Below are 25,059 nucleotides of genomic sequence, written 5' to 3' on the forward strand. Positions count from 1 at the left end.
TCACCTTTCACTATTTTTGCGCTACTATTTAAGAAAAGATATGGCACAAAGCTCCCGACAGATACAGACCCAGGCGCAGCAGCAGGTACAGACGCTCTCGCCCCAACAAATTCTGGTAGTGAAACTGCTGGAACTTCCCGCCGTGGAGCTGGAAGACCGCGTCCGGGCTGAACTCTTGGAAAACCCCGCCCTCGAAGAAGGACGTGAGGAAACCCACGGAGAGGAAGAAGATGTCCGCACGGCCGACGAATCGACCATCAGCGAAGAAGACGGCGGCGACACCGACTACGACTCGCTGAGCGACTACCTCAGCGAAGACGACATCCCCGACTACAAGCTCCAGGAAAACAACCGCAGCCGCGACGAACAGGCCGAGGAAATCCCGTTCTCCGACTCCACCTCCTTCTACGAAACTTTGAAGGAACAGTTGGGCGAACGCAACCTCACTCCCCATCAGCGCGAACTGACCGAATATCTCATCGGCTCGCTCGATGACGATGGCCTCCTGCGTAAGCCGCTGGACAGCATCGCCGACGAACTGGCCATCTATTCCGGCATCGAGGCCACTCCCCAGCAGTTGGAAGAGGCGCTCAAGGTCATCCAGGACTTCGAACCCGCCGGACTGGGAGCCCGCGACCTGCGCGAATGTCTCCTCATCCAGCTTCGCCACAAGAAGGAACAGCTGCCCGCCAAGGCCGACGACAGCCTACTCCGGCTGGAGACCACCATCATCAGCGACTGTTACGAAGAATTCACCCGCAAACATTGGGATAAGATACAGCAGAAGATCGGCATCAGTGAAGACCAGCTCGACCGCGCCATCAAGGAGCTCTGCAAACTCAATCCCCGGCCCGGTGCCTCGCTGGGCGAAGCCGTGGGGAAGAACATGCAGCAGATTGTACCCGACTTCATCGTCGAGACCGAGGACGACGGCACCATCAACCTTTCGCTGAACAACCCCAACGTTCCCGAATTGCGCATCAGCCGCGACTTCTCGGAGATGGTCGAGGAACACACGAAGAACAAGGCCAACCAGTCGAAGGAATCCAAGGAAGCCATGCTCTTCCTGAAGCAGAAGATGGACGCTGCGCAGGGCTTTATCGACGCCGTGAAGCAGCGGCAGAACACGTTGCTCACCACCATGCAGGCCATTATCGACCTTCAACGTCCCTTCTTCGAGGAAGGTGACGAGTCGCTGCTTCGCCCCATGATCCTGAAGGATGTGGCCGAGCGGGCCAAGCTGGACATCTCTACCATTTCGCGCGTGAGCAACAGCAAGTACGTGCAGACCAACTACGGCATCTATCCGCTGAAGTTCTTCTTCAGCGACGGCTATACGAAGGAAGACGGCGAAGAAATGTCGGTACGCGAAATCAAGAAGGCCCTGAAAGAATGTGTCGACAGTGAGGACAAAAAGAACCCTTACACCGACGACGAACTGACCGAGATGTTGGCCGCCAAAGGTTATCCGATAGCCCGCCGCACCGTAGCCAAATATCGTCAGCAGCTGAACATCCCCGTAGCTCGTCTGCGGAAATAGACATAACAAAGAAAGATGGAAGTAAAACTCATAGAAGAAAAGACTCTTATCCGGGTAGCCCGCATGGTATCGGCCATATTCACGCCGTTCTCCATACCTTTCCTGGCTTTCCTGATACTGTTCCTGTTCTCATACCTGAGCATCATGCCCATTCAGTACAAACTCATTGTGCTGGGCATTGTCTACTGCTTCACCATCATGATTCCTGTACTGGCTATCTTCATCTTCAAGAAGATCAACGGTTTCAGTGCGCAGGAGTTGGGCGAGCGCAAGAAACGCTACGTTCCCTTTTTCCTCACGATAACCTCCTACGTATTCTGCTTGCTGATGATGAACCGCCTGAACATTCCGTGGTACATGAGTGGCATCATTCTGGCAGCCCTTATCATGATGGTTATCTGCATTGTGGTTAACCTGAAATGGAAGCTGAGTGAGCACATGGCCGGTGCCGGTGCCGTCATTGGCGGACTGGTGGCTTTCAGTGCCCTGTTCGGTTATAATCCGGTCTGGTGGCTTTGCCTCTTCATTCTGGTGGCCGGTGTGCTGGGTACGGCACGTATCATCCTGGGGCATCATACGCTGGGCGAAGTGATGGGAGGATTTGCCGTGGGCTTCATCTGTTCGCTGATGGTGCTCCATCCCATCGCCAACAGCTTCTACTTCTTCTTCCGTCAGCTGCTGTTCACCTATTAAAAGTCAATTATCAGTGATACACTTATATTTTTAACCTCTAAAACTAAAAATCATGAACTTTCCAAGCAACGTAAAGTACACCAAAGAACATGAATGGATCCGCCAGGAAGGCGACGTAGCCTATGTAGGCATCACCGACTATGCTCAGGAACAACTGGGTGACATCGTATTCGTAGACATCCAGACCGAAGGCGAGACACTGGAAGCCGGCGAAACATTTGGTACCATCGAAGTAGTGAAGACCATCTCTGACCTCTTCATCCCCGTAGCCGGCGAAGTGCTGGAGCAGAACGCAGCTCTGGCCGATCAGCCCGAACTGGTAAATCAGGACCCCTACGGCGAAGGTTGGCTCATCAAGATCAAGCCTTCTGCTGATGCCGATTTCGACAGTCTGCTCGACGCCGAAGCCTACAAGGCACTGGTCAACGAATAATAATTGATAAACGGTTGGCGGTTAGTGGTTGACAGTCAGCAAGCTGTACGTAAACATCACTAACCGCTGATCATTAACCACTAATCACTAACTACTAATCATGACTCCAATCGTAAGCATCATCATGGGTAGTACGTCCGACCTTCCTGTCATGGAGAAGGCCGCCCAGCTGCTCAATGATTTCCACATTCCGTTCGAAATGAACGCACTCTCGGCCCACCGTACGCCCGAGGCCGTAGAAGAGTTTGCCAAGAACGCCCGCAAGCGTGGCATCAAGGTCATCATCGCTGCCGCAGGTATGGCTGCAGCCCTGCCAGGTGTTATTGCTGCCAACACCACCCTGCCCGTCATCGGCGTACCCGTCAAAGGCGCTGTGCTCGACGGTGTGGATGCCCTCTATTCTATCATTCAGATGCCTCCCGGCATTCCTGTAGCGACGGTAGCCATCGACGGTGCCATGAATGCCGCCATCCTGGCCGTACAAATCCTGTCGCTGAACGATACAGCCCTCGCGCAAGCTTTCGCCGCCTACAAGGAAGGCCTGAAGAAGAAAATCACCAAGGCCAACGAGGACCTGAAGGACGTAAGATACGAGTACAAGACGAACTAAAAAATGAAGAATGAAGAATTAGGAATGAAGAATCGGTCATCGCATCCCCATTCTTAATTCTTCATTCTTAATTCTTCATTCATTATGGATTTATTCAACTATTCCCGCAGGGAAACATCTGTAGTCAATATCGGTGCCACTCCGTTGGGAGGCGACAATCCTATCCGCATACAGAGCATGACCAATACCGCTACTCAGGATACCGATGCCTGCGTAGCCCAAGCCAAACGTATAGCCGATGCGGGCGGAGAATACGTGCGGCTCACGACACAAGGCGTGAAGGAAGCCGAAAACCTTCGCAATATCAATGCTGCCCTGCGCCGCGACGGCTACATGACGCCGCTGGTAGCCGATGTACACTTCAATCCGCACGTGGCCGACGTGGCCGCTCTCTATGCCGAGAAGGTACGTATCAATCCCGGTAATTACGTAGACGCTGCCCGTACCTTCAAGCACCTGGAGTATACCGATGAGGAATATGCGCAGGAATTGCAGAAGATATGCGACCGCTTTGTCCCCTTCCTGAACATCTGTAAGGAAAACCACACGGCTATCCGCATCGGCGTGAACCACGGCTCCCTGTCCGACCGCATCATGTCGCGCTACGGCGACACACCCGAGGGCATGGTAGAATCGTGCATGGAGTTTCTGCGCATCTGTGTAGACGAGCATTTCACCGACGTAGTCATCTCCATCAAGGCTTCGAATACGGTAGTTATGGTGCGGACGGTACGCCTGCTGGCAGCCGTCATGGAAAAGGAAGGCATGCACTTCCCATTACATTTGGGTGTGACCGAGGCAGGCGACGGCGAGGACGGACGCATCAAGTCGGCCCTGGGCATCGGCGCCCTGCTGGCCGACGGACTGGGCGACACCATTCGTGTATCGTTGAGCGAGGCGCCCGAGGCCGAGATTCCTGTGGCCCGCAAGCTGGTGGACTACGTGACGCGCCGCAAGGATCATCCTTATATCCCCGGCCCGAACATCCCGACCTTCAACTATCTGGCTCCTTCGCGCCGACAGACCGTGGCCGTGCGCAATATCGGCAGCGACAATGTGCCCGTTGTCATTGCCGCCCGTCTGGACGGCGACCTGACGACCGATCCGCAGTTCGCTCCCGACTATATCTATACCGGCCACCAGCTGCCTGCCGACGTACAGGAAGGTGTGCAGTACATTGTCGATGCCGACGTGTGGGAAGGAAAGCCCAATACCTGGCCTGCCTTCAAGGGCGACCAAATGCCTTTCGTAAGCAGTTGCAACGCTGCACTGAAATTCCTCTTCATTACCTATATGGGGTTGAACGACGAGGCGCTCGCCTGTCTGAAGTACCATCCCGAAATTGTACTTGTGGCACAGAGCAACCATCCCAACCGGCTGGGTGAGCAGCGTGCGCTTGTCCACCAGCTGATGCAGGAAGGTCTGTCCAATCCTGTTGTCTTCTTCCAGCACTATGCTGAGGAGGAGAAGGAAAACTTGCAGATCAAGGCGGCAACCGACATGGGCGCCCTTGTCTTCGACGGCCTGACGGACGGTATTTTCCTCTACAACCAGGGCAGAATCCCCGCCACCACGCTGGACGCCACCGCCTTCGGTATCCTACAGGCCGGTCGTTTGCGCACCAGCAAGACCGAATACATTTCCTGTCCCGGCTGCGGACGCACGCTCTACGACCTGCAGAGCACCATCGCCCGCATCAAGGCCGCTACGTCGCACCTGAAAGGGCTGAAGATAGGCATCATGGGCTGCATTGTCAACGGCCCGGGCGAGATGGCCGATGCCGACTATGGTTACGTGGGTGCCGGACGCGGCAAAATCAGTCTTTACAAGAAGAAGGAATGCATCGAGAAGAACATTCCCGAAGAAGAGGCGGTAGAGAAGCTCATCGAGCTCATCAAGGCTAACGGAGACTGGCAGTAAACATTGCGGACATGACGCAAAGGCATGCTTAGATTGAGGCATGTCTTTGTGCCGTGTCCATGATTTCTATCCATTTGTGGCAGGAATAGAAAGCCAACACTCTTTCTTTCAGCAGATATGTGTACTTGGCCTGTGATTGCTTGGACAATGCATCGGCCAGTTTCATCTTGATTTCATTATATTCAAATACCGTGGATTTCCCTGCCGCATACTTCTCCAACGCATACCGATGCGCTTCCTGATTGGCCATGACTGCCTTTGTGGTCGATTCGTATTTCTCAAAAGCCGAAACCGCATCGGTATAAGCCTGCTCGATGTCCTTATATAGCTGCTTCTTCTCATTCTCCAACGCCAACCTCGCATTATCTTCCTCAATGCGTGCCGCCCTTATCTGGTTTCTTGTAGAAAAGCGATCAAACAAGGGGATACTGATGGTAAAACACAGACTCTTCTGCATATTGTTGCTGAATTGCCTGCGAAAGGTTTCGCTTAATCTGCTTTCATTGTCGTAATATCCGGTATTAATGCCTGCGGCAAAAGAAATGGTCGGATAATACCCGGCTTTTGCTATCTTGACTTCTTTGGCTTTACTCTGCAAGGAATAAAAAGCCTGGTGTATCTGTGGCATACAAGTCAAGGCATTCTGATAAATGTGCAACGGACTGAGCGTATCCGACACGGTCACATTGCCTCCCAATGAATCAATTTCAAAGTTTTCATACCCTTTCAGTTCCATCAATTGAGCCAAGTCCAGGAAAGCCAAGCGAAGTGAATTTTTTGCCTCGGTGGCCGTCAACTCATCATCGGCCAATTGCGCCCGTACATCGTACAATTGCGATTCAGGAGCTTTCCCATTTTCTATCAGCAACAAAGTACGCGCTTCCTGTTCCTTAGTCAGTTGGATCTGCTCCAGAGCTATACGATAGATTTCTTTATTCAGCAATATCTGAAAATAGGCACTCGTTACATTCAGCGAAAGATTATTTTCTATCAGTTCCCGGTTTGCTTCTGCAGTCAATAAATCAAACTTGTTTTGCGAAAGCGATACTGTCCGTTTGAACCCTGCGAATATCGGCAACTCAGTACTGACGGAAAAAGAAGAATTTTTAATGTTGCTGTTCTCATACGTATTGTTCTGATTCAAAGAACGCCCATAGGTAAAGTTTTGCGAAGCCCCGGCATTTAAGTCTGGAAGGATACTGTTCTGCAGGCTATTCTTCTGTATCTTCAAACTTAGAACCTGATTCCGGCTTTGCTTCACTTCAATGTTATGTTCAACGGCATAATCAATACATTCCGATAATGTCCATCGCTTTTGTTGGGCTTGTATGTTTTCTATGCCTGCTAAATAAATAATAGCCGTGCATGTAACGGTCACTAACTTGTTCATACTCATTTCAGAATTTGCGCTAACCTTTCTTTTCGCATCGTTAACTTAATATCTCAAATTGCTCATTCCACAATCGGTTATAGATTCCATCGGACTTGAATAATTCCTTGTGCGTGCCTATTTCGACCACCTGTCCTTGATCAATGACCACAATCGTATCCGCGTTTTTCACGGTACTCAAGCGGTGCGCAATCACAATAATTGTCTTTCCCCGCTGGGCCAACACATTCAGTGTCTGCTTCACGTACTTCTCCGATATGGAATCCAGCGAAGAGGTTGCTTCATCGAATATCAGGATTTCAGGCTCCTTGTACAAGGCACGGGCAATGGCAATGCGCTGCCGTTCCCCTCCGGACAAGGAAGCTCCGTGTTCACCGATATATGTCATATAGCCGTTAGGCAAATGGTCAATGAAGTCCTTCAACCCCAATTGTTCCACCAAGTCCACAATCCGCTTCATATCCGGCTGAAGGTCACCCACCGCAATGTTCTCGATAATCGTCCCGGCAAACAATTCGATTTGTTGGGGCACGGTGCCCACCCAGCGGCGAAGGCTCTTATTGTCAATCTGCGCAATGTCATAATCACCGATGCGGATTTTTCCGGCCTGTATGGGATAGATGTGCTGCAACAAGGAAACCAACGTGGTCTTCCCTGAACCGCTTTCACCGATGACAGCCGTTGTCTTTCCTTTCTCAATCTTCAAGTTCAGCCCGTTAAACACCTCTTTGCGTGAACCGTAACGGAAAGACACATTCTCAAAAGTGATATCCCCAATCATGTCCGGCTCCAGCACAATCTTCTGCGAATCGTCCTGTTCCCGCTCCAAATCCATAATTTGGAAAAGGCGGTCGGCGGCAATCAGTGCATCCTGAATAGTCTGATTGGATGAAATCAGCGAACCAATAGGCAAGATGACATAACTGATCAGCGAATAGAACACCATTAACGCGCCCGGTGTCAGTTCCTTGTCAATCACCAATGTACTACCCACCCAAAGCACGGCAATGGTGATGGCCGTGGATACAAACTGGATGCCCCCTTGCGCCATGATGGCACCATAGATGCTTCGGAATGTATTCTTCAGCAAATGAACAAAGCGTGTTTCCGTTTTCAGATTGGCAAAATCCTCGATGCCGAACCGCTTGATGGTAGAAATCGAATTGATGGATTCCACCAACTGTGATTCCAAATCCGCGCTGCTCTCCATGATGCTGCGCTGATACTTCTTGTTCAGGCGGTTAAATCCCCAGAAGATAAGTAGGAACAAGGGAGCGGATGCCAATGTGATCAGAGCCAACTTCCAGGAGTAAACGAACATCAGTCCCACCGAGAACAGCAGAATCATCAGGTTCACCACCAAGTCCAGCGACACATTGTTGATGAAATTGCGTATCTTCACCGCATCGTTCACACGCGAAATGATTTCGCCTACCCGCATCGTGTCAAAGAACTGTTGCGGGAGCGTCAGCAGATGCTTGTAATAGCCCAATATCAAGGCCGCGTCAATCCGTTGGCCTGTCTTCAGTGCCAAGATGCTCTTCATGGCTCCGATGAAGGTTCGCAACAGCAGGATGACAATCATCACCACGCCCATCAGGTTAAGCAAGTTGATATTTTCGTCCACCAGCACATAGTCCGTAATCTTGCCCACGTATACTGAGGTGGACAAGCCGAGAATACTGTATACCAACGCACCGAAAACGGCCTGTATCATTACGCTTCTGTGAGGAGCCAGCAGCGAGAAGAACTTGCGGGCCATGCTGGTCTTCATATTGCCTTTTTTGAAACTTTCTTCCGGTTCCATCAGGATCAGTACGCCTGTCCACATACTTCCGAATGTTTCGTTGGGCACTTTGTGCATCCGGCCATCGCCTGGGTCCATGTAAGTGATATGCTCTTTTTCCACTTTGTAGATGACTACAAAATGCTGTAACCGTTCGTGCACGATGACGTGGGCAATGGTGGGCTTGGGTACGATACGCAATGCCTCGAACAGGGCCTTAACCCCTTTGGCTGAAAGTCCCAGACGGTTGGCCGCTTCAATCAACCCCAGTACATTGGTGCCTTTCTGGTCGGTGAACGCATATTGTCGGATACGTGCCACGGGAAATTGCAGTCCGTAATGTGCGCATACCGAAGCCAGGCAGGCCGCTCCGCAGTCTGTAATATCGTGTTGCTTTATCTTAATTCCTTTTTTGTACATATTCGTTGCCTACTATTTTAATGTTTGTATTCAATTCAATTTCGCCACCATTGTTTCATTCTCATATTGTCGGGGATTTACCCAATCGTCCATTTTCTGATAAAGCAGATCAAACAACGAGCGGCGGGAGACCATGAAATGTGCACTGACCGTCATTCCCTTCTTCAGTTTTCCAACCCGTCCGTTCTTCAGTTGCAGGTAATCGCGTTCTATCTCGCATTTCACCTTATAGAAAGAGTTTCCTTGGCTGTCCGTCAGGAAATCCGATGAAATCTCCTTCACTTTACCCGGAATCGTGCCCCATTCGTTGTAATTGAACGATTCCACCTGCATCTTTACAGGCATTCCTACGCTCATAAAGCCGATGTTACGGGGTGTAACATACACTTCCAGACAGAGCGTGGAATCCGGGCTGATGACTGCCAAAGTTTGCCCTGCCTGGATGCTGCTTCCTCTGTACACGCCGGAAAACTGGTCTACCGTTCCAGCTACCGGGCTGCGCACAATATACAAATCCTTGTCTTTCACCTCCTGTTTCAGACTGGAATTCATTTCGTTATAGGTGTTTTGATAGGTGTTTTTGTCGGCCTGCCATGTACTGAGCTGGCTCTGCATCAACGAAGCCAATTCATTGCGCTGGTTCTGCAACTTGAAGTAATAACCATCATACTCTTCTTCGGAAATCACTTTCTTCTCAAACAGCGTTTTGTTGCGCATGTATTCTTTTTCCGCCTGTGCTAAGGCTGTTTCCAGTTCTTGTTTTTTTCGGATAAAATAAATGTATTCCTGTTGCCGAACCGGCGAACTGAACGTGTTCGGCTTCTCTCCCTTGGCCAAATAAGCCAAGTCCATCAGTTGGGCACTGCAATCGTTCAAACGGCTGATCTGGTAACTGATTTTATAATCCGAATTGGCTGTCTTGAATCGAAGAATGACATCCCCTTTTTTTACCTGTTCACCTTCCCGTACGAACACCGAGTCCACTATCTCTGTAACGGAAGAAGTGATTTCCGCTTTTTCTGCTATCGGTCTGACCACTCCGCTTCCCTGCACCGAAATGTCCACATAGATAAACGGAAGTGCTACAAGAGTTGCTGTAATGGCTAATAAAACCACCCAATAGATAACTTGCGATTTGGTCGTGTGTTGATAGATGTACGTTTCAATACTGTTTTCTATCCATTCGTTCGGTAATAACATAGCTTTTATGTTTTGTAAATATGGCTACTTTTCTTAGCAAAAAGAAGTTAGAGAAATATAAACTAAAAGTGGAGGTAACAAAATTGACAACAATGATATATGAATTGAAATTCCTTTTGATAATAAATATATGATCAGATGCCCATATATGTAAAACCAACAGCCTGTATTTATGATACTTAAATCATTTAATGTAAGGCCCCATATGTATTTCATATTAAGAAGATCTTCAGCTGTAGATAAATACTTTCCGTTTACATATTTAATAAGATTATACCATAGGAAATAGTTATATACTAAAAAAGGAATGAACGAAAAACATATTGTGCAGAAATACTGTTTTGTGTTTAGTTTCCTTTCAAATATATCGCAAATTACAATTTTGGATGTTGAGAATATGAATAAACAAATACCTAAAGGAATGAGTGCTGCTACTATATTATTCAATGCAAACGCAATTCCATATGCAGTTGGAATCTTTTCTATATGTGCAATTCTAAGTTGTATTGCATTAGAAAATTCTGTGATGCAATAAGAAGATAATGAAAGTAATAAGAGTATGACTAAGGCTAATGTAAACGTTATATTGTTTGGTCTCATAATAAATCAGATCATTGATATATGGGTTTCGATAAAAGCAGCTACAATAGTGATTATTATACACGCCATACTTAATTGTATGGTCTTTTTAACAGATAGAATGTTCTTATGTAAAATTATCTTATTGGATATGGAAAAGCCAAGAAGAACAGACAGAATTAGCGGAATTAATTCAATTGAATGTGGTATTGTACTGCATAGCATATCCTGTGTTCCCAAAAGTGGAAATAATGATTTTATAATATAGCCATGTATATAGGCATTGTAAAATACAAATACCAGAGAAAAAATTCCAAAGCTGAAGATACCTAAAATAACATTTTTCAATATTACGATAATATTATTTTCTGTTATCCACAAAAAACTCTTAAAATGAGATTCATTGTGAATTGTAAGAAGCTTTTGATAGTCTGAAATAGAGGATGATGCTGTATCTATAAATGAATATTCAACAATTAATCCAATTAGGAATCCTATTGCGTACACCAAGAAGCTTATACATATTATGATTTGACACTTTTTTTCTTTCATATTCGGGGAGGTAGATAGCAGTGCCAAAACCAAATACTATGATATTCATATTCCAATGCGGGGAAATGGATAAGATAAATTTTGGCTTTGGCACAAAAATATAGCGAATATCCACTGTATATTCAGTGATAAGCTTTTATACTTATCAGTTTGAGTATTATTGAGGTGAATATTTTTGTGGGGAACGGAATAAATGTGTCTATACTGTTTTACAAGCCGACTGTTGCGCCTGCTACGGCTCCTGCAACATTCCCAAATGCCATGCCCCAAGCTGCTCCTTGTAAAGTCGCATCTGCAACTCCTATTACTGAAATAGCAAGTCCGGCTTCTGCACTAGCACCATTTTTTGCAGCCAAATATCCGATACCGGCATATAATTCACTTACTTTGTTCGTTTTTCTATTAACCAATAAAGATGAACTGATGCATAATCCTACAACCAATGAAAGGGCTGTCACTTTTTTAATTACATTTTTCATGACTTGATAAATAATTGAATTGTTAATATTTTGGTTCTGCAACCTATTAAAACTTATCTGAACTCGATTTTTCTGACAACTATGATACCTATGATTAGTATGGCTATAGCTGACATACATGCTCCGAAACCAATTGCATGAAGGAAATGGTCTTCTATAAATTTAATGTATATCCAAAAGGATAAATAGGAAGATAGTGCCCCTATGCAAAAACACGTCCAAAATGGTAATGGCTCTTTGGAAGGATGGAGTGTCTTCCCACATTGTTGGCATTGTATGGGATAATTTGTTCCGTGCCAACAATATAACAATCTTGTTCTAAGATCGATGGTATTGTGGCAATGTGGACATTTTCTTTTCATGGCTTTCCCCTTATTTAATAAATTGTTCATGCTTTAGAATCTAATATATCGTTGTTTCTGTCGCAAAAGTAAGTCTTAAGTCGGATGATGAAAGTTGTTCCTTTGTTAATGTTATGTTATTAACCCCAAGGATATTTTTTTATAAACTATGGTTATTAATCTTTTTTTGTACCTACTATCATATATATTAGTTGCCCATTGACTACAACCCATTTATATTTTTCTCCACCAAAGATGTTTAAAGCCTCTTCTTTACTTAATTCGTTCATTATTTTTTTCATATTCTATTTTTTTTATTTATGCTGCAAATTTAGTATGAGATAGAGAGGTGAAAAGTTTTCTTTTTGTTATCGTTACGTTAATAAAGAGAATATGCTAATATCTATTGATGTAATATGTTGAATTATTGGTCGATAATATCTTTGGTGAATATGGATGAAATTACAATTGATAATTAATTTAAAATTGTGACATGCAATTAGTGCTCTGTTTGGGAAAAAATGTAACTTTGTAAAAAATGTTATGAAATCTTTGAAGAATAATAAATGCTTTTATTGGATTACTTCTATCAGTATAGTGGTTATGTTACTCTTACAAATAACATGGCTATATAATACATATATTCTTATACAAACCGATATAAGAGAGAAAATTTCTGAGATTCTAGAGAGCTCCCTAAAAAGGGAAGTAAGTGTGATTGCCTTAAATTTGCCTGAAGGGGTAGAAATTATAGGAGGACCGGAGGGAGAAACTATATCTCAATGTACTTATCTTTATGATGGGTTACTGAAACTTGGAATGGAATTTTCTAATGATAGAATAGATTCTATAGCCAGTCTATTATTGAGAGAGGAAAATTTGAATTGTGAATTTACTATTCGTTATCTAGATACAAAAAGAGATAATGTAAGTGGTGAGGATGATATTTTTGTGATAAAATCAGATATTATACCACTTAAATTGGACTTGTCTAAAGGGGTGCAGCTTGTATTGCGCAATCCATATATTGTTATTTTGCAGCGTATGGTACTATTGATAGTAGCTACCTTAATGATGGCATCATTTATTGTTTTCTGCATTATCTACCAACTTAGGATTATATCCCACATGAATAAAATCTTCAAAATCCGCGAAGATTTCTCTTATGCCATGATTCACGATATGAAAACCCCACTTACCACAATCGTTATGACGCTTAACTTGTTGCATACCGGCCGGTTGGAAGGTAAGCCGGAAAGAAAAGAGAAGTATTTCCAAATCGCCGAGAATGAAGCCGACCATTTATTGACGTTGACCAATAAAGTGCTGACAATCTCCAAATTGGAACAGCATAAGCTGGATATGAAGAAAGAGGAAATCGAATTAGCTCCTATGGTAGATAGACTGGTCGATAAGTTTACTGCCAAAGCAGATAAGCCGATACGCTTTGTGAAAGACTTGCAAGCTACAGAGGTCTATGCCGATGAGGAATATTTGGAAGAGGTGTTGGATAATCTGATAGACAATGCCGTCAAGTATTCCAAAGAGAGTGTGGAAATCACCCTCAGTTCGTCGTGCAACGACAGTCATACCATTCTCATAGTGAGAGACAACGGGATAGGTATTTCGGAAAAAGACCAGAAGGTGGTATTCAATAAATTCGAGCGTGGCGCTGCCGGGCGCCGGAAACGCAAACAAGGCGCTTCCGGATTCGGCTTGGGACTTCACTTTGTGCAACAAGTGGTGGAGGCGCATGGTGGAAGTATATTCGTAAACAGCAGTGAGGGGCTGTATACCGAATTTGTTATATCTTTGCCGTTGTTGGTGCAAAATTTGAAATAAAAGCTGTTCCTATGATTAAATTGTTATTAGTGGAAGATGATGCCAATCTGCGCTATGTGATACAAGGCGGTTTGGAAGATATTATCGGCGGTTACGAAGTACGTACAGCTGCTACCGGTGAAGAAGGGCTGAGAGTTTGGGAAGAATTCAAGCCCGACATCATCATCAGCGACATTGACATGCCGGGAATGGACGGTTTCGAGATGGTGAAACGCATTCGGGAAATAGATCGTGAAACACCTGTATTGTTTGCCTCAGCGCTGACCTCACCCAAGGACGTGCGGAAAGGCTACGAAATGGGCGTGAACAACTACATCAAAAAACCGTTCATCGCCGACGAACTGGATGCGCACATGAAAGCCATTCTGAAGCTGAAAGAAGGGGTTGGCAGCAGAACGGAAACCGGTTTTTGCCGGTTCGGCCACTATACTCTGGATACCGAACACGCCAATCTGCGTGACGACCGTACCGGCCGGCATCGGGTATTGACACTGATGGAAGCCAAAATCCTGCAAATCTTAGCTCAGAATAAGAACGAGATTATTCGTCGCGAAGCCATCTTGAGCCGTTGCTGGAATACGGAGGATGATTATTTCGCCTCGCGCAGTCTCGACGTATTCATATCCAAACTTCGCAAACTCTTCGAGGATGATTCGGATATCGAGATTAAAACTATCCGCTGCGTGGGTTGGGTGTTGTATGTGCACTAAAGTGTTGCATTATAAAAAACGTAACTTTGTGAATATATCAAAGGAAATGATGGCTAAAATACAGGTAAACAAGCAATTGATAACACGTCAGAAAACTTTCGGGATATTGGCGGCATGTTGCAACAAAGCCAGGATGCAGACGGTTGGGGCAAGAAAACCTTGCAACGGCTGGCAGCGGGCTTGAAGAACGATTATTCCGAAATAAAAGGATTTACTGTACGCAACATGCAATATATGGTGCAGTTCTTCAACGAATATAATCAGGAATCTACGATGATAAAAGAGGGTGATACTTCAATTGCGCAACCACCGGTTGCGCAATTGGGAAAGTACAATTTTACTCTTCCCATCAAACATCTGGATTGGACGCACAACTTGATTATTATGCAACAAGTTAAGGATATTCGTGCCCGTTATTGATACATGGTGCAGAGTATCACATCCCATTGGTCAAAACGCTATCTGCAAGAAGCTATCAAACTTGACGATTATGGCAAGCATGGAGCGTTGGCTAACAATTTCACTGAAACCTTGCCCGTATCGGAAGCTAACGATGTAAAATCAATGCTCAAATACTTACTCAGAATCTCTTTTTCTTAATGACTATCTCTAAAAATGGTTGTCAAATTTGAGTGCGATTAACTAATCTGTTCATAGATGCATTTCACTCTCATCAAGTCCATAGTTATATCCGTCAAGTCCCTCTTTACAACTGCCAAGTAGATGTTTACACCAAGCATCTTCGTATATCCCCCTACCCAAACAATTATTGGGGAACACTGCTTTCGGCAAAAAAAAGCACTGCTTTGCAATGGACAAAACAGTGCTTTAACGAAAGTGATATTTTTCACATCCAAAAGAAAAACTGATTTCTCCTAAAATGGATTCACGGATTCATCTTTCTAGCTATCTCGCTTTAAATGTGAGAATTAAGGTGAAAGGAAACGTTTCACGGGGGTGAACTGTTTTGAAAGGGGAAGTACTGAGTGGTTCATCATTAAGTTGGTTTCACTATAAATGGCAGGTTCTCAGAAGATTACAATGAATTCACTCTCGAAAGAGCTTCAATTTCTAACTTGTGAAAGCAAAGAATGTTGATTTTCGTTGATTATGGTTGATTATCGTCCGTTATTTACGCTGAAAAACTTGACTTCGCCTTCCTGATGTCGTATCTTTACGACAAGATAAACAACTACTTTTATGAACCTGATTTGCCAACTGAGAGATTTCTTTTTTCGTGAAGAACCATCCGTTTCGTCGTACGACCGGCTGCTTGCCGATCTGAACCGTGCCTGCTCCCGCCTGCCCGAAGGACAGGCCTTCCTCGTGATGGGCGACGGCGAGTTCACTGTCCGCCTGACCTGGAAACCCCGGCAGGAAGATGCGGAGAAACGCATGTTCAGCCTGAACGGACAGAATGAAGTGACGGAATGGGTAGAAACAGCTCCATCTGCCGTGGAAGCGAAGAAACCAGTAGCACAGCAGGCAGAAAAGGAACCGAAACAGCAACGGATGATGCAGCGCCTCTCATGCTACCTGAAACTGCACTATGCTTTCCGCTACAACCTGCTGACGGAACGGACGGAATGCGCCCGCCTGAATACAGAAAAAGCCGATGAGTCTCACCTCCTTACTTATACACCCGTAGACAGCCGTATCCTGAACGGCATCGCTCTCAGTGCCATCGAAAACGGCGTGGAGTGCTGGGATCGTGACATCAAGCGATATGTGGAATCCGACCACGTACAAGACTACCACCCCTTTGAACTCTATTTCAATAACTTGCCCGCATGGGACGGCAAAGACCGCGTAACGGAGTTGGCAAAACGGGTATCCGATAAGGATGTCTGGGTACGCGCCTTCCACCGCTGGATGCTAGCCGTCACAGCCCAGTGGACAGGCTCAGGCAATCGTGGCCGCAGGGCTAACAGTGTGTCTCCGCTTTTGGTTAGCCCCACACAGGGCTTGGGTAAGTCTACTTTCTGCCGTATGTTGCTCCCCCAAGAATTGCGTGACTACTTTACGGAGAGCTTCGACCTGACCAACGCCTCGTCGGCGGAGAATAAACTGGCCTCTTACGGCCTGATCAACCTGGACGAGTTTGATCGTCTTCCCGCCAGCCGGATGCCCCAGCTGAAGAACCTGATGCAGATGGAAGACCTGCGTGTGCGTCGTGCCTACCGCCGTGCGGCCGAATCGTTGCCAAGAATTGCCTCATTCATCGGTACAAGCAACCGCCGCGACCTGCTGACCGACCTTTCGGGCAGCCGCCGTTTCATCTGTGTGGAAGTGGAGCATGCCATCGACTGTACGACCTCCATCGACCACGCCCAGCTTTATGCCCAACTGCTGCACGAACTGAACAGTGGTGAGCGCTGCTGGTTCAGCAAGGCCGAAGAGGCCGAAATTCAGGCGGCCAACCGTCCGTTCTACCGCATTACGCCCGCCGAAGAACTTATCGGCAGTTGTTTTGCGTTTGCCGAGGTAGGCGAGCAAGGTGCCCGCCTGATGTCTGCAGCAGATATTTATACCGTGCTGAAGAAAAAGAATCCCGCTGCCTTGAAAGACTGTTCTTGTACTTCGTTCAGCCGCCTGTTGGCCCAGTTGGGGCGGAGGGTACACACAAGGTATGGCAATGGGTATTGGGTGAAGAAGCGATAACCCCTGCTAAGGTTGTATTACTTCTCTGCTACCGCCGGGTCAGCCGTAGCCTTCGGGCTGAGCAGGCTGTGATATTTTTCCGTATCGCCCAATACCTTTAACGCCTCTTTCAGGTCGGGGTCATCCTTCAGCTGCTGGATGATGCTGCCTTTCTGATAATAGTAACGCTTCAGGATTTCGATAGAAATCATATTGCGTATGTCCTTTGCGAAATAATCCAGGTCGTGGTCCAGGTTATGCTGGAGCTTCTTCTCCAATGCTTCGAATTCGCCGGAGGCATCTTTCAGGTAGCCTTCGAATTCGGCCATTTCCTTCAGGCTTTTCAATATCTTTTCTGTCTGTTGGTCGTACTTGAAGTCGGCCTTCCGTACCATCTCCTTGAAGTCGGCATAGTCGGCATCGGTCAGTTCGAAGTGCTGGGCGTCGGCAATGGTTTCGTGCTTCAGGCAATACTGTGTGGCGTAGTCGAATATCAGGTTGTCGTTCACCAGATAGAACAGAATGTTGGGCAGTTTCTCCTGCTCTACCTGTATGTCGGGAGTCACGCCGCCACCATCGCGCACTTCGCGCCCGGCTGCTGTATGGAATACCGTTGTCAGACTGTCCGGAATACGACCTACGCTGCCGTCGGCATTGCGGTGCTTGTAGTCGATGGCCTGCACGCAGCGTCCGCTGGGGATGTAGTATTTGGAAGTCGTGATTTTCATCTGTCCGCCATAGGGCAGGGAGCGTGTGGTCTGTACCAGTCCCTTGCCGTACGTGCGTGTACCGACAATCACCGCACGGTCCAGGTCCTGTAATGAACCGGCCAGGATTTCCGAAGCCGATGCCGTAGAACTATTGACTAACACAGCCAACGGGATATCCAAATCGATGGGTTCGCGCAATGTTTTGTAGGACATATTGATTTGTTCGATTTTGCCTCGGGTGGTTACTAAGGTTTTTCCACGTGGTAAGAAGTAATTGGCAATATCCACCGCCTCGTCCAGCAATCCGCCGCCGTTGTTGCGCAGGTCGATGACCAGCGAGGTGATGCCCTGCTTCTTCAGGTCGAGGAACGCCTGTTTGAACTCGCGTGCAGGTTTACCTGAGAATGTACTGAGGTTGATGTAGCCCACATTGTTTTCCAGTTTCGTATAATAAGGTATGATAGGCAGCTCGATGGCCCGGCGTACTAGTTCGAATTCCAGTGGTTTCTCCACGCCCGGACGTTGCACTGTCAGCTTGAAGCTGGTACCCGCCTGGCCGCGGAGCATTTCGCTGATTTCCTGGTTGTTCTTTCCTTCCAGATCCTGTCCGTCGATGGCCATCAGGATATCGCCTGCCTTCAGTCCTGCTTTGGCTGCCGGCATACCTTCGTAGGGTTCGCCTATCATGGAACGCTTCAGTTTCGTATTCCAGGTGATGATAGAGCCGATACCGCCATAGGTGTTCTTCAGCATCTGCTCCAGTTCGCTCTGGTCGTCCTCGGGATAATAGGCCGTATAGGGGTCGAGCGAATAGAGCATGGCGTCGATGCCCTCACGGATCGTTTTGTTGGCATCAATCGTATCTACATACAGCAAGTCCAGTTCTTTCACGATTGAACTGAAAATGTCGATATTCTTGGCTAACTGAAAACTGCGGTTGTCACTGTTCTTGAAACTCAGAAATGCTGTGCCAGCCACTATCAGCAACAACAGAGCGATCCAACGTACTTTACAAAATCTTTTCATATTCATATCTGTCATACAATGTTCTTGTTCATAAGTTTTCGATCTCTTTCTTGATATCCTTCCAGCAGGCAGCGGTAAGTTCGGCTCCTACGACCTGAATGACTTTCGCAGCAAGTATGGAAGCGATGCGGGCACATTTTTCGAGTGAGCAGCCGGTGACCAGTCCGTACAGAAAGCCGGCGGCAAAGTAGTCGCCTGCTCCTGTCGTATCGGCTACTTTAGACACTTGTACTGGTGCTACCTCCAGTACCTGAGTCCCTTTGCGCACCAACGATCCGCGGGCTCCCAATTTCACTATAGCTATGCTGCATGTTTGCGCCAGGGTTTCCAAGGCTTCTTCGGGTGTTCCGCCGGCAAAAGCTTTCGCTTCTTCTTCGTTGGCAAAAACAATGTCCACGTATTTGTTTAACAGCAACGAGAAGAATTCTCTGTCTGCATCTACTATATTATAGCTGGCCATATCCAGACAGACTTGCAATCCGGCTTCTTTGGCCAGTTCTACGGCCCGCAGAATCATGTCGTGGTCTTGTACCAAATAACCTTCGACAAACAGATAGGTGTATCCCTTGAACATGTCCAGCGACAAATCTTCGGCCTTCAGTGCGGCTGCGGCTCCCAAATAGGTACCAAACGTACGTTCTCCATCGTTTTGGGATATAAAGGTGGAAGCAATTCCTGTAGGCAGGGTAGAAGAGACAAGCAGATGATCTTCGATACCTTTGCTCTCCAGTGTGCTTTTCAGGAAGTCGCCATAAGAATCTGAACCGATTTTCCCGATGAATCCACTGGGAGCTCCCAGGCTTGCCAAAGCTCCGATGGCATTGCCGGCTGAGCCGCCTGCTGCCTTATAGGTCTTCAGATCCTTAAAATATGCCGTGATAAGGTTGAACCGTTCTTCGTCGATCAATGTCATGCTACCTCGCGGAAGTCCCATCTGTTTCAGGACCTCATCACTCTCAAAAGTGGCCAAAACATCGACTAAAGCGTTGCCTAATCCAATTATTTTCTCCATTTCGATAAATTTTTCTGCAAAGATATTGCATATTTCAAAATATCCTATTAATTTTGCACCGCATTTGAGAAAAAACAACACTCTTCGTTAGCTCAGTCGGTTAGAGCATCTGACTGTTAATCAGAGGGTCCTTGGTTCAAGTCCAAGACGAAGAGCTCCTTCAAATGCAACATTCTTCGTTAGCTCAGTCGGTTAGAGCATCTGACTGTTAATCAGAGGGTCCTTGGTTCAAGTCCAAGACGAAGAGCAGAAGTCCGCAACAAGCGGACTTTTTTGTTTTCAGGCCTTTCCCTAGCGAGGGGAGTGGCGGACAAAAAAAGAGGAGAAAAGCATATCGGACTATTGCTTTTCTCCTCTTTTTCTTTTGGTGCGGGTGATAGGACTCGAACCTACACGCCTTGCGGCACCAGATCCTAAGTCTGGCGCGGCTGCCAATTACGCCACACCCGCAACGGTGTTTGCTTGTTCAGCGGGGCAAAGGTAGAAAATATTTTTTGTTCTTCCAACTATTCACGGCTTTAGTTTTTCAAGGTTTCACTTGCAGCAGGCTTCGGGCTTCTTCGATGAGGGTGTCTATCTGGCGTTCGTAAGCAGCTACGGTATCCATGTCCATCTTGATGTCGGGGTCGATACCGAATTCGATATGCTGCTTGTCGGCGTCGAGGTGGGGACTGGCGGAGAAGCGTACAATCCAGCCGTTGGGAAGCTCGGAGGTGAAGGGGAGGCCCGAACCTCCTCCGCTCTTGTCGCCCAACAGGGTGACGTTGGGCATATAGCGCATGGCGTTGATGAAGTCGTTCGTGGCGCTGTAGGAGTGGCGGTTGGTCAGCACGACGGCTTTCTTCTGCCAGCGCACGCCGTCCGACGGGTCGACGTAGATGGGTTCCGGCTCGGAGAAGTCGCTGTGCCCCTTACCCGTCTTGTGTTGGATGTAGCCCGTCAGTACGCGTTCGTTGGTGAAGCGGGCGGCGAAGCGGGTAGAGTAGGTGAGGTTGCCGCCGCCGTTGTTGCGCACGTCGATGATGAGGCCGTTGCAGGCGGCCAGGTAAGAGAGGGTCTCGTCCAGATTGCCTTCGCCGATACCGTCGGAGAAGGAGGTGTAGGAGATGTAGCCGATGTTATCGTCCAGAATGGTGTATTTCAATCCCGCGGAGATGCGGTAGTCGCGTCCCAGGTATCGTTCGACAAGGCTTTCGTCATAGTTGCGCGGGTAGTCCAGGTACCAGTCCCAGTAACGGGCGGTGTTCGAGGCGGAATAGAGATTCACGTGCCCGTCTTTCAGTTCGGCCAGCATGTTGCCCAGCACTTCAAACAGGCCGTCGCTGCTCATGTCGGAGGTAATCAGCGGCTGGTATTTGTCGCGGATGGCGTCCCAGTCTATTTGTTTGTAGTCCAGGAAGCAGTATTGTTCGTCGATGATTTTCCAAAGGGCTTCGAAGTTACCTTGAGGGGTATTGTCGAATTCTTCTTCACGGATGCAGCTGTGGAAGAGCAGTATCGGAAGGATGAGAAGTAAAATGTATTTCAGGAAGAAGACCGATTGTTTCATAAGGTTTGCTTTTTCTTGTTAGGAAGCAGGTAGAATTCCTTGACGAAGCCTACCATGAATACATGCGAATAGGCGTGTGTCCGCAGGTTGTTGATACTGGACTGCTGGGCGTCCCATACGTAGGCCAGGCGCATCTTCATCCGTCCTACGGGCAGGTCGGCGGTGAGCATCTGGCGCAGGGAGGGCTGGTTGTGGAGCGAGGTGAAACGCACCACACCGTCGGCATGGCCCAGCGAGAAGATTTCGTAGTACGACTGCCCGTAGTGGGGCGAGAACATCACACCCATGACAGGCAGATTGGCCTGATAGCGCAGGGTGATGGGATAGCGCTTGATGCGCAAGTCCCAGATGGCCATGACGGAAGCGTCGAGGTTGACGTAAGCCCGGGCCGAAGCCGGATTGTTGCCGTTGTGCAGGTTGTAGACGAAGCCGCCGTTCAGGTCGGCCAGTCCGCCGGCCAGCAGACGGAAGTGGTCGGTCAGGCGGAGGTGGTAATGCAGGCCGTAGTTCCAGTTGAGCAGGGCGGAGAGGGTATTGTTGTTGTCCACGTGGTTGTGGGTGTAGTTCACGTAGCCCTGAAAGAAACTTTGGCGCGAAAGGTTTCCGTCGGCCCAGCGGGTCATGCGCATGCTTTCGCGGGAGAGGCGGAATTCAATGCCCCGATACTCCTGTGGCGACAGGTAGGTGTCGTACATGTTGGCTGCACCCACACCGTAGAGGGTGGCGCGGGTGACGTAGCGGGTCGGATCGTTCAGCATGATGGAATCTGCGGGTGTCTGTGCCGTCAGGCTGCCGGCGGTCAGGAGCAGGCCTGCCATGATTCCTGTCAGTTTATGGTTCATCATCTCAGTTCATTCAAATAGCTTTTCATACGTCAGAACAGTTTCATTTGTCCCGTCAGTTCGTCCAGGATGTCGCCTTCGCTCTTGTCCTGGTCGGGGTCCAGGTTTTCGGGCTCTTCTTCGGGCTCGTCGGCGGCGGGTTGCGGTTCGGGCTGGCGGGTCGGTTCCAGTTCGTTGATGGTATCGATGGCGTAGGTCGTCAGTCGCTTACCCTTGGCCTTGAAGCCCTTGACGGCGATGAACTCGTCGGCCTCGACAATCATCGGGTCGCGGAAGCTGTCGTGCCCGCCGAATACGACTTCCAGGCGGGGGTAGCATTCGTCGGTCAGCAGGATGAGCTTGCTGTTCCGGTTGTCGCCCAGGTAGTTCTGCTTGCGGCTGCTCGACTCGAAGCAGAAGCGTTTGATGTAGGGGTAGTTCTGCTGGTCGGCATCGTAGAGCACGGCGGTCCAAACTTTATTCGGGTCGAATTTCTCCATGATGCGGATGCCGTCTTCGTAGTGGTTGTTTACGTCGAAGTTGGTGGTATAGAATTCGCCGTTGTTCAGGACGACGAGGATGAGTTCGTCGCTTTGGTATTCACCCAGGTATTCGCCGCGTCCGTCGTAGTTGAGGCGCAGCACGTCGCGGTCGAACCACACCTTGCGTCCGCCCAGCGTGGAGCCGCCGCGCTGTTTCAGCGTGATTTTGTGGACCGGGTTGCGCGTCAGGATGTTGCCGATGGCCTGACGTCCCTTGATGCCTATCTGGCTGAAGTCTTCTTCGAAGATGATTTTGCGGATGCGCGGGTTGGGCTTCAGCGTGACCTTGATGATTTCGGCCTCACCGTTGGGGTTGGCACTGAAGTAGGTGATCTTGGACTCGGGTGTGCCCTGCGTCACGTCGTACTCGCGGTCACGGATGATGGACGTCACGGCAAAGCGCTTGATGTAGGTCGTCCCGTTCTTGCCGTCGCGGTAGCACACGTTGTAGATGGTGCGCTTGTCGTTCTTCTTGAAAACGTTGGCGTAGAGGATGTTCTTGCCCACGAACTTCTTGTCGGCCACGGGCGTGATGAGGTAGCGGCCGTCGCGGAAGAAGAGGATGACGTCGTCCAGGTTCGAGCAGTTGGCCAGGAATTCGTCCTTCTTCAGGCTGGTGCCGATGAAGCCTTCCTCGCGGTTGATGTAGAGCTTCTCGTTGGCCTCGATGACCTTGGTGGAGTCGATGGTGTCGAAGTTGCGCAGCTCCGTGCGGCGGGGGAAGTTCTTGCCGTATTTCTCCTTGAGCATACGGAACCAGTCGACGGTATATTCCACGAGGTTGGCCAGGTGGCGTTCGGTCTCCTCGATGTCGGCCTTCATGCGGGCTATCTGCTCTTCGGCCTTGTCGGAGTTGAACTTCAGGATGCGGGCCATCTTGATTTCCATCAGGCGGAGGATGTCGTCCTTCGTCACTTCGCGGATGAACTGCGGGTAGTAGGGCGTCAGGCGCAGGTCGATGTGTTCGCAGGCTGCGTCCATATTCTTGGCCTGTTCGAATTCCTTATCCTTATAGATGCGTTCTTCGATGAATATCTTTTCGAGCGAGGCGAAGTGCAGGCTTTCGCGCACCTCGTCGCGGTGGATTTCCAGTTCGCGGCGCAGCAGGTCGCGGGTGTTGTCGACGGACTTGCGCAGGACGTCGCTCACGGTGAGGAAGTGGGGCTTGCGCTCGTCGATGACGCAGCAGTTGGGCGAGATGCTCACCTCGCAGTCGGTGAAGGCGTAGAGGGCGTCGATGGTCTTGTCCGACGACGTGCCCGGCGTCAGGTGCACCAGTATCTCGACGCTGCCCGATGTCAGGTCTTCTACCTTGCGTATCTTGATTTTGCCTTTCTCGCTGGCCTTCACGATGGAGTCGCACACGCTGGCCACGGTCTTGCCGTAGGGGATTTCGCGGACGGCGAGCGTCTTGTTGTCTATCTTCTCGATTTTCGAACGGACGCGCACCGTGCCGCCGCGTTCGCCGTCGTTGTACTTCGACACGTCGATGCTGCCGCCCGTCTGGAAGTCGGGGTAGAGGCGGAAGTCTTCGCCGTGGAGGTAGCTGATGGCGGCGTCGCACAGCTCGTTGAAGTTGTGGGGCAGAATTTTGGACGACAGGCCGACGGCAATGCCTTCCACGCCCTGGGCCAGCAGCAGGGGGAACTTGACGGGCAGGGTGACCGGTTCGCGGTTGCGGCCGTCGTAGGATAGCTTCCATTCCGTCGTCTTGGGGTTGAACACCACGTCGAGGGCAAACCGTGAGAGGCGGGCTTCGATGTAACGGGGAGCGGCGGCGCTGTCGCCCGTCAGGATGTTTCCCCAGTTACCCTGGCAGTCGATGAGCAGGTCTTTCTGCCCCAGCTGCACCAGCGCGTCGCCGATGGAGGCGTCGCCGTGGGGGTGGAACTGCATGGTGTGGCCCACGATGTTGGCCACCTTGTTGTAGCGTCCGTCTTCCATGCGGCGCATGGAGTGCAGGATGCGTCGCTGCACGGGTTTCAGTCCGTCCATGATGTGGGGCACGGCGCGTTCCAGAATGACGTACGAGGCATAGTCTAGAAACCAGTTCTGGTACATGCCGCTCAGTTGGTGTTTCACGTTCTCGTCTTTCTTGTCGGCGGGTTTGTAGTCCGAGTGTTCTTCCCGGCCTTCGGGCAGGTTGTCCTGTTCTTCCTGGGTCTTGTCAAAGTCTTCGCTCATATTGAATTTGGTCCGTATGCGGTCGTCGATAATTTCGTTGCAGGCAAAAATAGCAAAACGCGGGCGCATTGGCAAATGAA

The 25,059-nt window shown here is 48.8% G+C and carries 20 protein-coding genes, 3 tRNA genes and 1 pseudogene; 12 read left to right on the top strand and 12 right to left on the bottom strand.

Translation table 11 applies throughout. The features are described from left to right. The first annotated feature begins 40 nt into the window (after nucleotides 1–40). From rpoN to BQ8005_RS12775, 5 genes are all read left to right on the top strand, one after another. Nucleotides 41–1,540, top strand: coding sequence for an RNA polymerase factor sigma-54 (gene rpoN, locus BQ8005_RS12755; protein ID WP_021848849.1), 1,500 nt, complete (start codon nucleotides 41–43; stop codon nucleotides 1,538–1,540). Between the two features lie 15 nt (nucleotides 1,541–1,555). Continuing rightward, nucleotides 1,556–2,233, top strand: a complete 678-nt coding sequence (locus tag BQ8005_RS12760; protein WP_075318324.1) for a phosphatase PAP2 family protein — start codon at nucleotides 1,556–1,558, stop codon at nucleotides 2,231–2,233. Between the two features lie 52 nt (nucleotides 2,234–2,285). Next, complete coding sequence (gcvH, locus tag BQ8005_RS12765) at nucleotides 2,286–2,666, top strand: glycine cleavage system protein GcvH (protein WP_021848851.1); 381 nt, start codon at nucleotides 2,286–2,288, stop codon at nucleotides 2,664–2,666. Nucleotides 2,667–2,766: 100 nt separating this feature from the next. Continuing rightward, on the top strand, nucleotides 2,767–3,276 hold the full coding sequence (purE, locus tag BQ8005_RS12770; RefSeq protein WP_021848852.1) for a 5-(carboxyamino)imidazole ribonucleotide mutase: 510 nt from the start codon (nucleotides 2,767–2,769) through the stop codon (nucleotides 3,274–3,276). Between the two features lie 84 nt (nucleotides 3,277–3,360). Beyond that, nucleotides 3,361–5,196, top strand: coding sequence for a 4-hydroxy-3-methylbut-2-en-1-yl diphosphate synthase (locus BQ8005_RS12775; protein ID WP_075318325.1), 1,836 nt, complete (start codon nucleotides 3,361–3,363; stop codon nucleotides 5,194–5,196). 28 nt (nucleotides 5,197–5,224) lie between these two features. Here BQ8005_RS12775 and BQ8005_RS12780 read toward each other — a convergent pair whose 3' ends face one another. Genes BQ8005_RS12780 through BQ8005_RS12790 form a run of 3 tightly spaced genes read right to left on the bottom strand, consistent with a single transcriptional unit; the run spans nucleotide 5,225 to nucleotide 9,992 of the window. Beyond that, on the bottom strand, nucleotides 5,225–6,586 hold the full coding sequence (locus BQ8005_RS12780) for a TolC family protein (protein ID WP_075319209.1): 1,362 nt from the start codon (nucleotides 6,584–6,586) through the stop codon (nucleotides 5,225–5,227). Nucleotides 6,587–6,626: 40 nt separating this feature from the next. Continuing rightward, complete coding sequence (locus BQ8005_RS12785) at nucleotides 6,627–8,792, bottom strand: peptidase domain-containing ABC transporter (RefSeq protein WP_075318326.1); 2,166 nt, start codon at nucleotides 8,790–8,792, stop codon at nucleotides 6,627–6,629. Nucleotides 8,793–8,822: 30 nt separating this feature from the next. Next, nucleotides 8,823–9,992 carry an HlyD family secretion protein gene (locus BQ8005_RS12790; protein ID WP_075318327.1) on the bottom strand — a complete coding sequence of 390 codons (1,170 nt, stop codon included), beginning with the start codon at nucleotides 9,990–9,992 and terminating at the stop codon, nucleotides 8,823–8,825. 307 nt (nucleotides 9,993–10,299) lie between these two features. Here BQ8005_RS12790 and BQ8005_RS17420 point away from each other — a divergent pair, with 307 nt between their 5' ends. Further along, the gene (locus BQ8005_RS17420; RefSeq protein WP_159436254.1) at nucleotides 10,300–10,527 is read left to right on the top strand and encodes a hypothetical protein; all 228 of its coding nucleotides are present in this window, start codon (nucleotides 10,300–10,302) and stop codon (nucleotides 10,525–10,527) included. Between the two features lie 71 nt (nucleotides 10,528–10,598). Here the strand turns inward: BQ8005_RS17420 and BQ8005_RS17945 are convergent, their stop codons facing one another. The 3 genes from BQ8005_RS17945 to BQ8005_RS17820 form a co-directional block, all read right to left on the bottom strand. Further along, a complete protein-coding gene (locus tag BQ8005_RS17945) occupies nucleotides 10,599–11,123 on the bottom strand; it encodes a stage II sporulation protein M (RefSeq protein ID WP_075318328.1) in 525 nt (174 codons plus the stop codon). 209 nt (nucleotides 11,124–11,332) lie between these two features. Continuing rightward, a complete protein-coding gene (locus BQ8005_RS12800) occupies nucleotides 11,333–11,602 on the bottom strand; it encodes a hypothetical protein (RefSeq protein ID WP_159436255.1) in 270 nt (89 codons plus the stop codon). Nucleotides 11,603–12,119: 517 nt separating this feature from the next. Beyond that, entirely contained in the window at nucleotides 12,120–12,245 is a 126-nt protein-coding gene (locus tag BQ8005_RS17820; RefSeq protein WP_262484396.1) for a hypothetical protein, read from the bottom strand. Nucleotides 12,246–12,486: 241 nt separating this feature from the next. Between BQ8005_RS17820 and BQ8005_RS12805 the strand changes: the two genes are divergently transcribed. From BQ8005_RS12805 to BQ8005_RS12820, 4 genes and pseudogenes are all read left to right on the top strand, one after another. After that, a complete protein-coding gene (locus BQ8005_RS12805) occupies nucleotides 12,487–13,785 on the top strand; it encodes a sensor histidine kinase (RefSeq protein WP_075318330.1) in 1,299 nt (432 codons plus the stop codon). Between the two features lie 11 nt (nucleotides 13,786–13,796). Beyond that, nucleotides 13,797–14,495 carry a response regulator transcription factor gene (locus BQ8005_RS12810; RefSeq protein WP_021848860.1) on the top strand — a complete coding sequence of 233 codons (699 nt, stop codon included), beginning with the start codon at nucleotides 13,797–13,799 and terminating at the stop codon, nucleotides 14,493–14,495. A gap of 75 nt (nucleotides 14,496–14,570) precedes the next feature. Continuing rightward, nucleotides 14,571–15,068 (top strand): annotated as a pseudogene (locus tag BQ8005_RS12815) (DUF1016 N-terminal domain-containing protein); the annotation flags it as partial. 627 nt (nucleotides 15,069–15,695) lie between these two features. Next, complete coding sequence (locus tag BQ8005_RS12820) at nucleotides 15,696–17,156, top strand: VapE domain-containing protein (RefSeq protein ID WP_075318331.1); 1,461 nt, start codon at nucleotides 15,696–15,698, stop codon at nucleotides 17,154–17,156. A 17-nt stretch (nucleotides 17,157–17,173) separates the two neighbouring features. Here BQ8005_RS12820 and BQ8005_RS12825 read toward each other — a convergent pair whose 3' ends face one another. Beyond that, nucleotides 17,174–18,871 carry a S41 family peptidase gene (locus tag BQ8005_RS12825; protein ID WP_075319211.1) on the bottom strand — a complete coding sequence of 566 codons (1,698 nt, stop codon included), beginning with the start codon at nucleotides 18,869–18,871 and terminating at the stop codon, nucleotides 17,174–17,176. Nucleotides 18,872–18,899: 28 nt separating this feature from the next. Further along, entirely contained in the window at nucleotides 18,900–19,883 is a 984-nt protein-coding gene (locus BQ8005_RS12830) for an adenosine kinase (RefSeq protein WP_075318332.1), read from the bottom strand. An 81-nt stretch (nucleotides 19,884–19,964) separates the two neighbouring features. On the opposite strand from BQ8005_RS12830, the gene BQ8005_RS12835 reads away from it, so the two are divergent. Continuing rightward, nucleotides 19,965–20,038 (top strand) — tRNA-Asn (locus tag BQ8005_RS12835). 18 nt (nucleotides 20,039–20,056) lie between these two features. Beyond that, nucleotides 20,057–20,130 (top strand) — tRNA-Asn (locus BQ8005_RS12840). Nucleotides 20,131–20,248: 118 nt separating this feature from the next. Here BQ8005_RS12840 and BQ8005_RS12845 read toward each other — a convergent pair. From BQ8005_RS12845 to BQ8005_RS12860, 4 genes are all read right to left on the bottom strand, one after another. Beyond that, a tRNA-Leu gene (locus BQ8005_RS12845) sits at nucleotides 20,249–20,333 on the bottom strand. A 76-nt stretch (nucleotides 20,334–20,409) separates the two neighbouring features. After that, nucleotides 20,410–21,432, bottom strand: a complete 1,023-nt coding sequence (locus BQ8005_RS12850) for a S41 family peptidase (protein WP_075318333.1) — start codon at nucleotides 21,430–21,432, stop codon at nucleotides 20,410–20,412. Further along, a complete protein-coding gene (locus tag BQ8005_RS12855) occupies nucleotides 21,429–22,277 on the bottom strand; it encodes a DUF3316 domain-containing protein (protein ID WP_075318334.1) in 849 nt (282 codons plus the stop codon). Before BQ8005_RS12855 ends, BQ8005_RS12850 begins: the two co-directional genes overlap by 4 nt. A 29-nt stretch (nucleotides 22,278–22,306) precedes the next feature. Then, a complete protein-coding gene (locus BQ8005_RS12860) occupies nucleotides 22,307–24,979 on the bottom strand; it encodes a DNA gyrase/topoisomerase IV subunit A (RefSeq protein ID WP_075319213.1) in 2,673 nt (890 codons plus the stop codon). Nucleotides 24,980–25,059: the final 80 nt, after the last annotated feature.

Origin of the sequence: Bacteroides togonis (assembly GCF_900130135.1) — a bacterium.
GTDB classification, from domain to species: Bacteria; Bacteroidota; Bacteroidia; order Bacteroidales; family Bacteroidaceae; genus Bacteroides; species Bacteroides pullorum.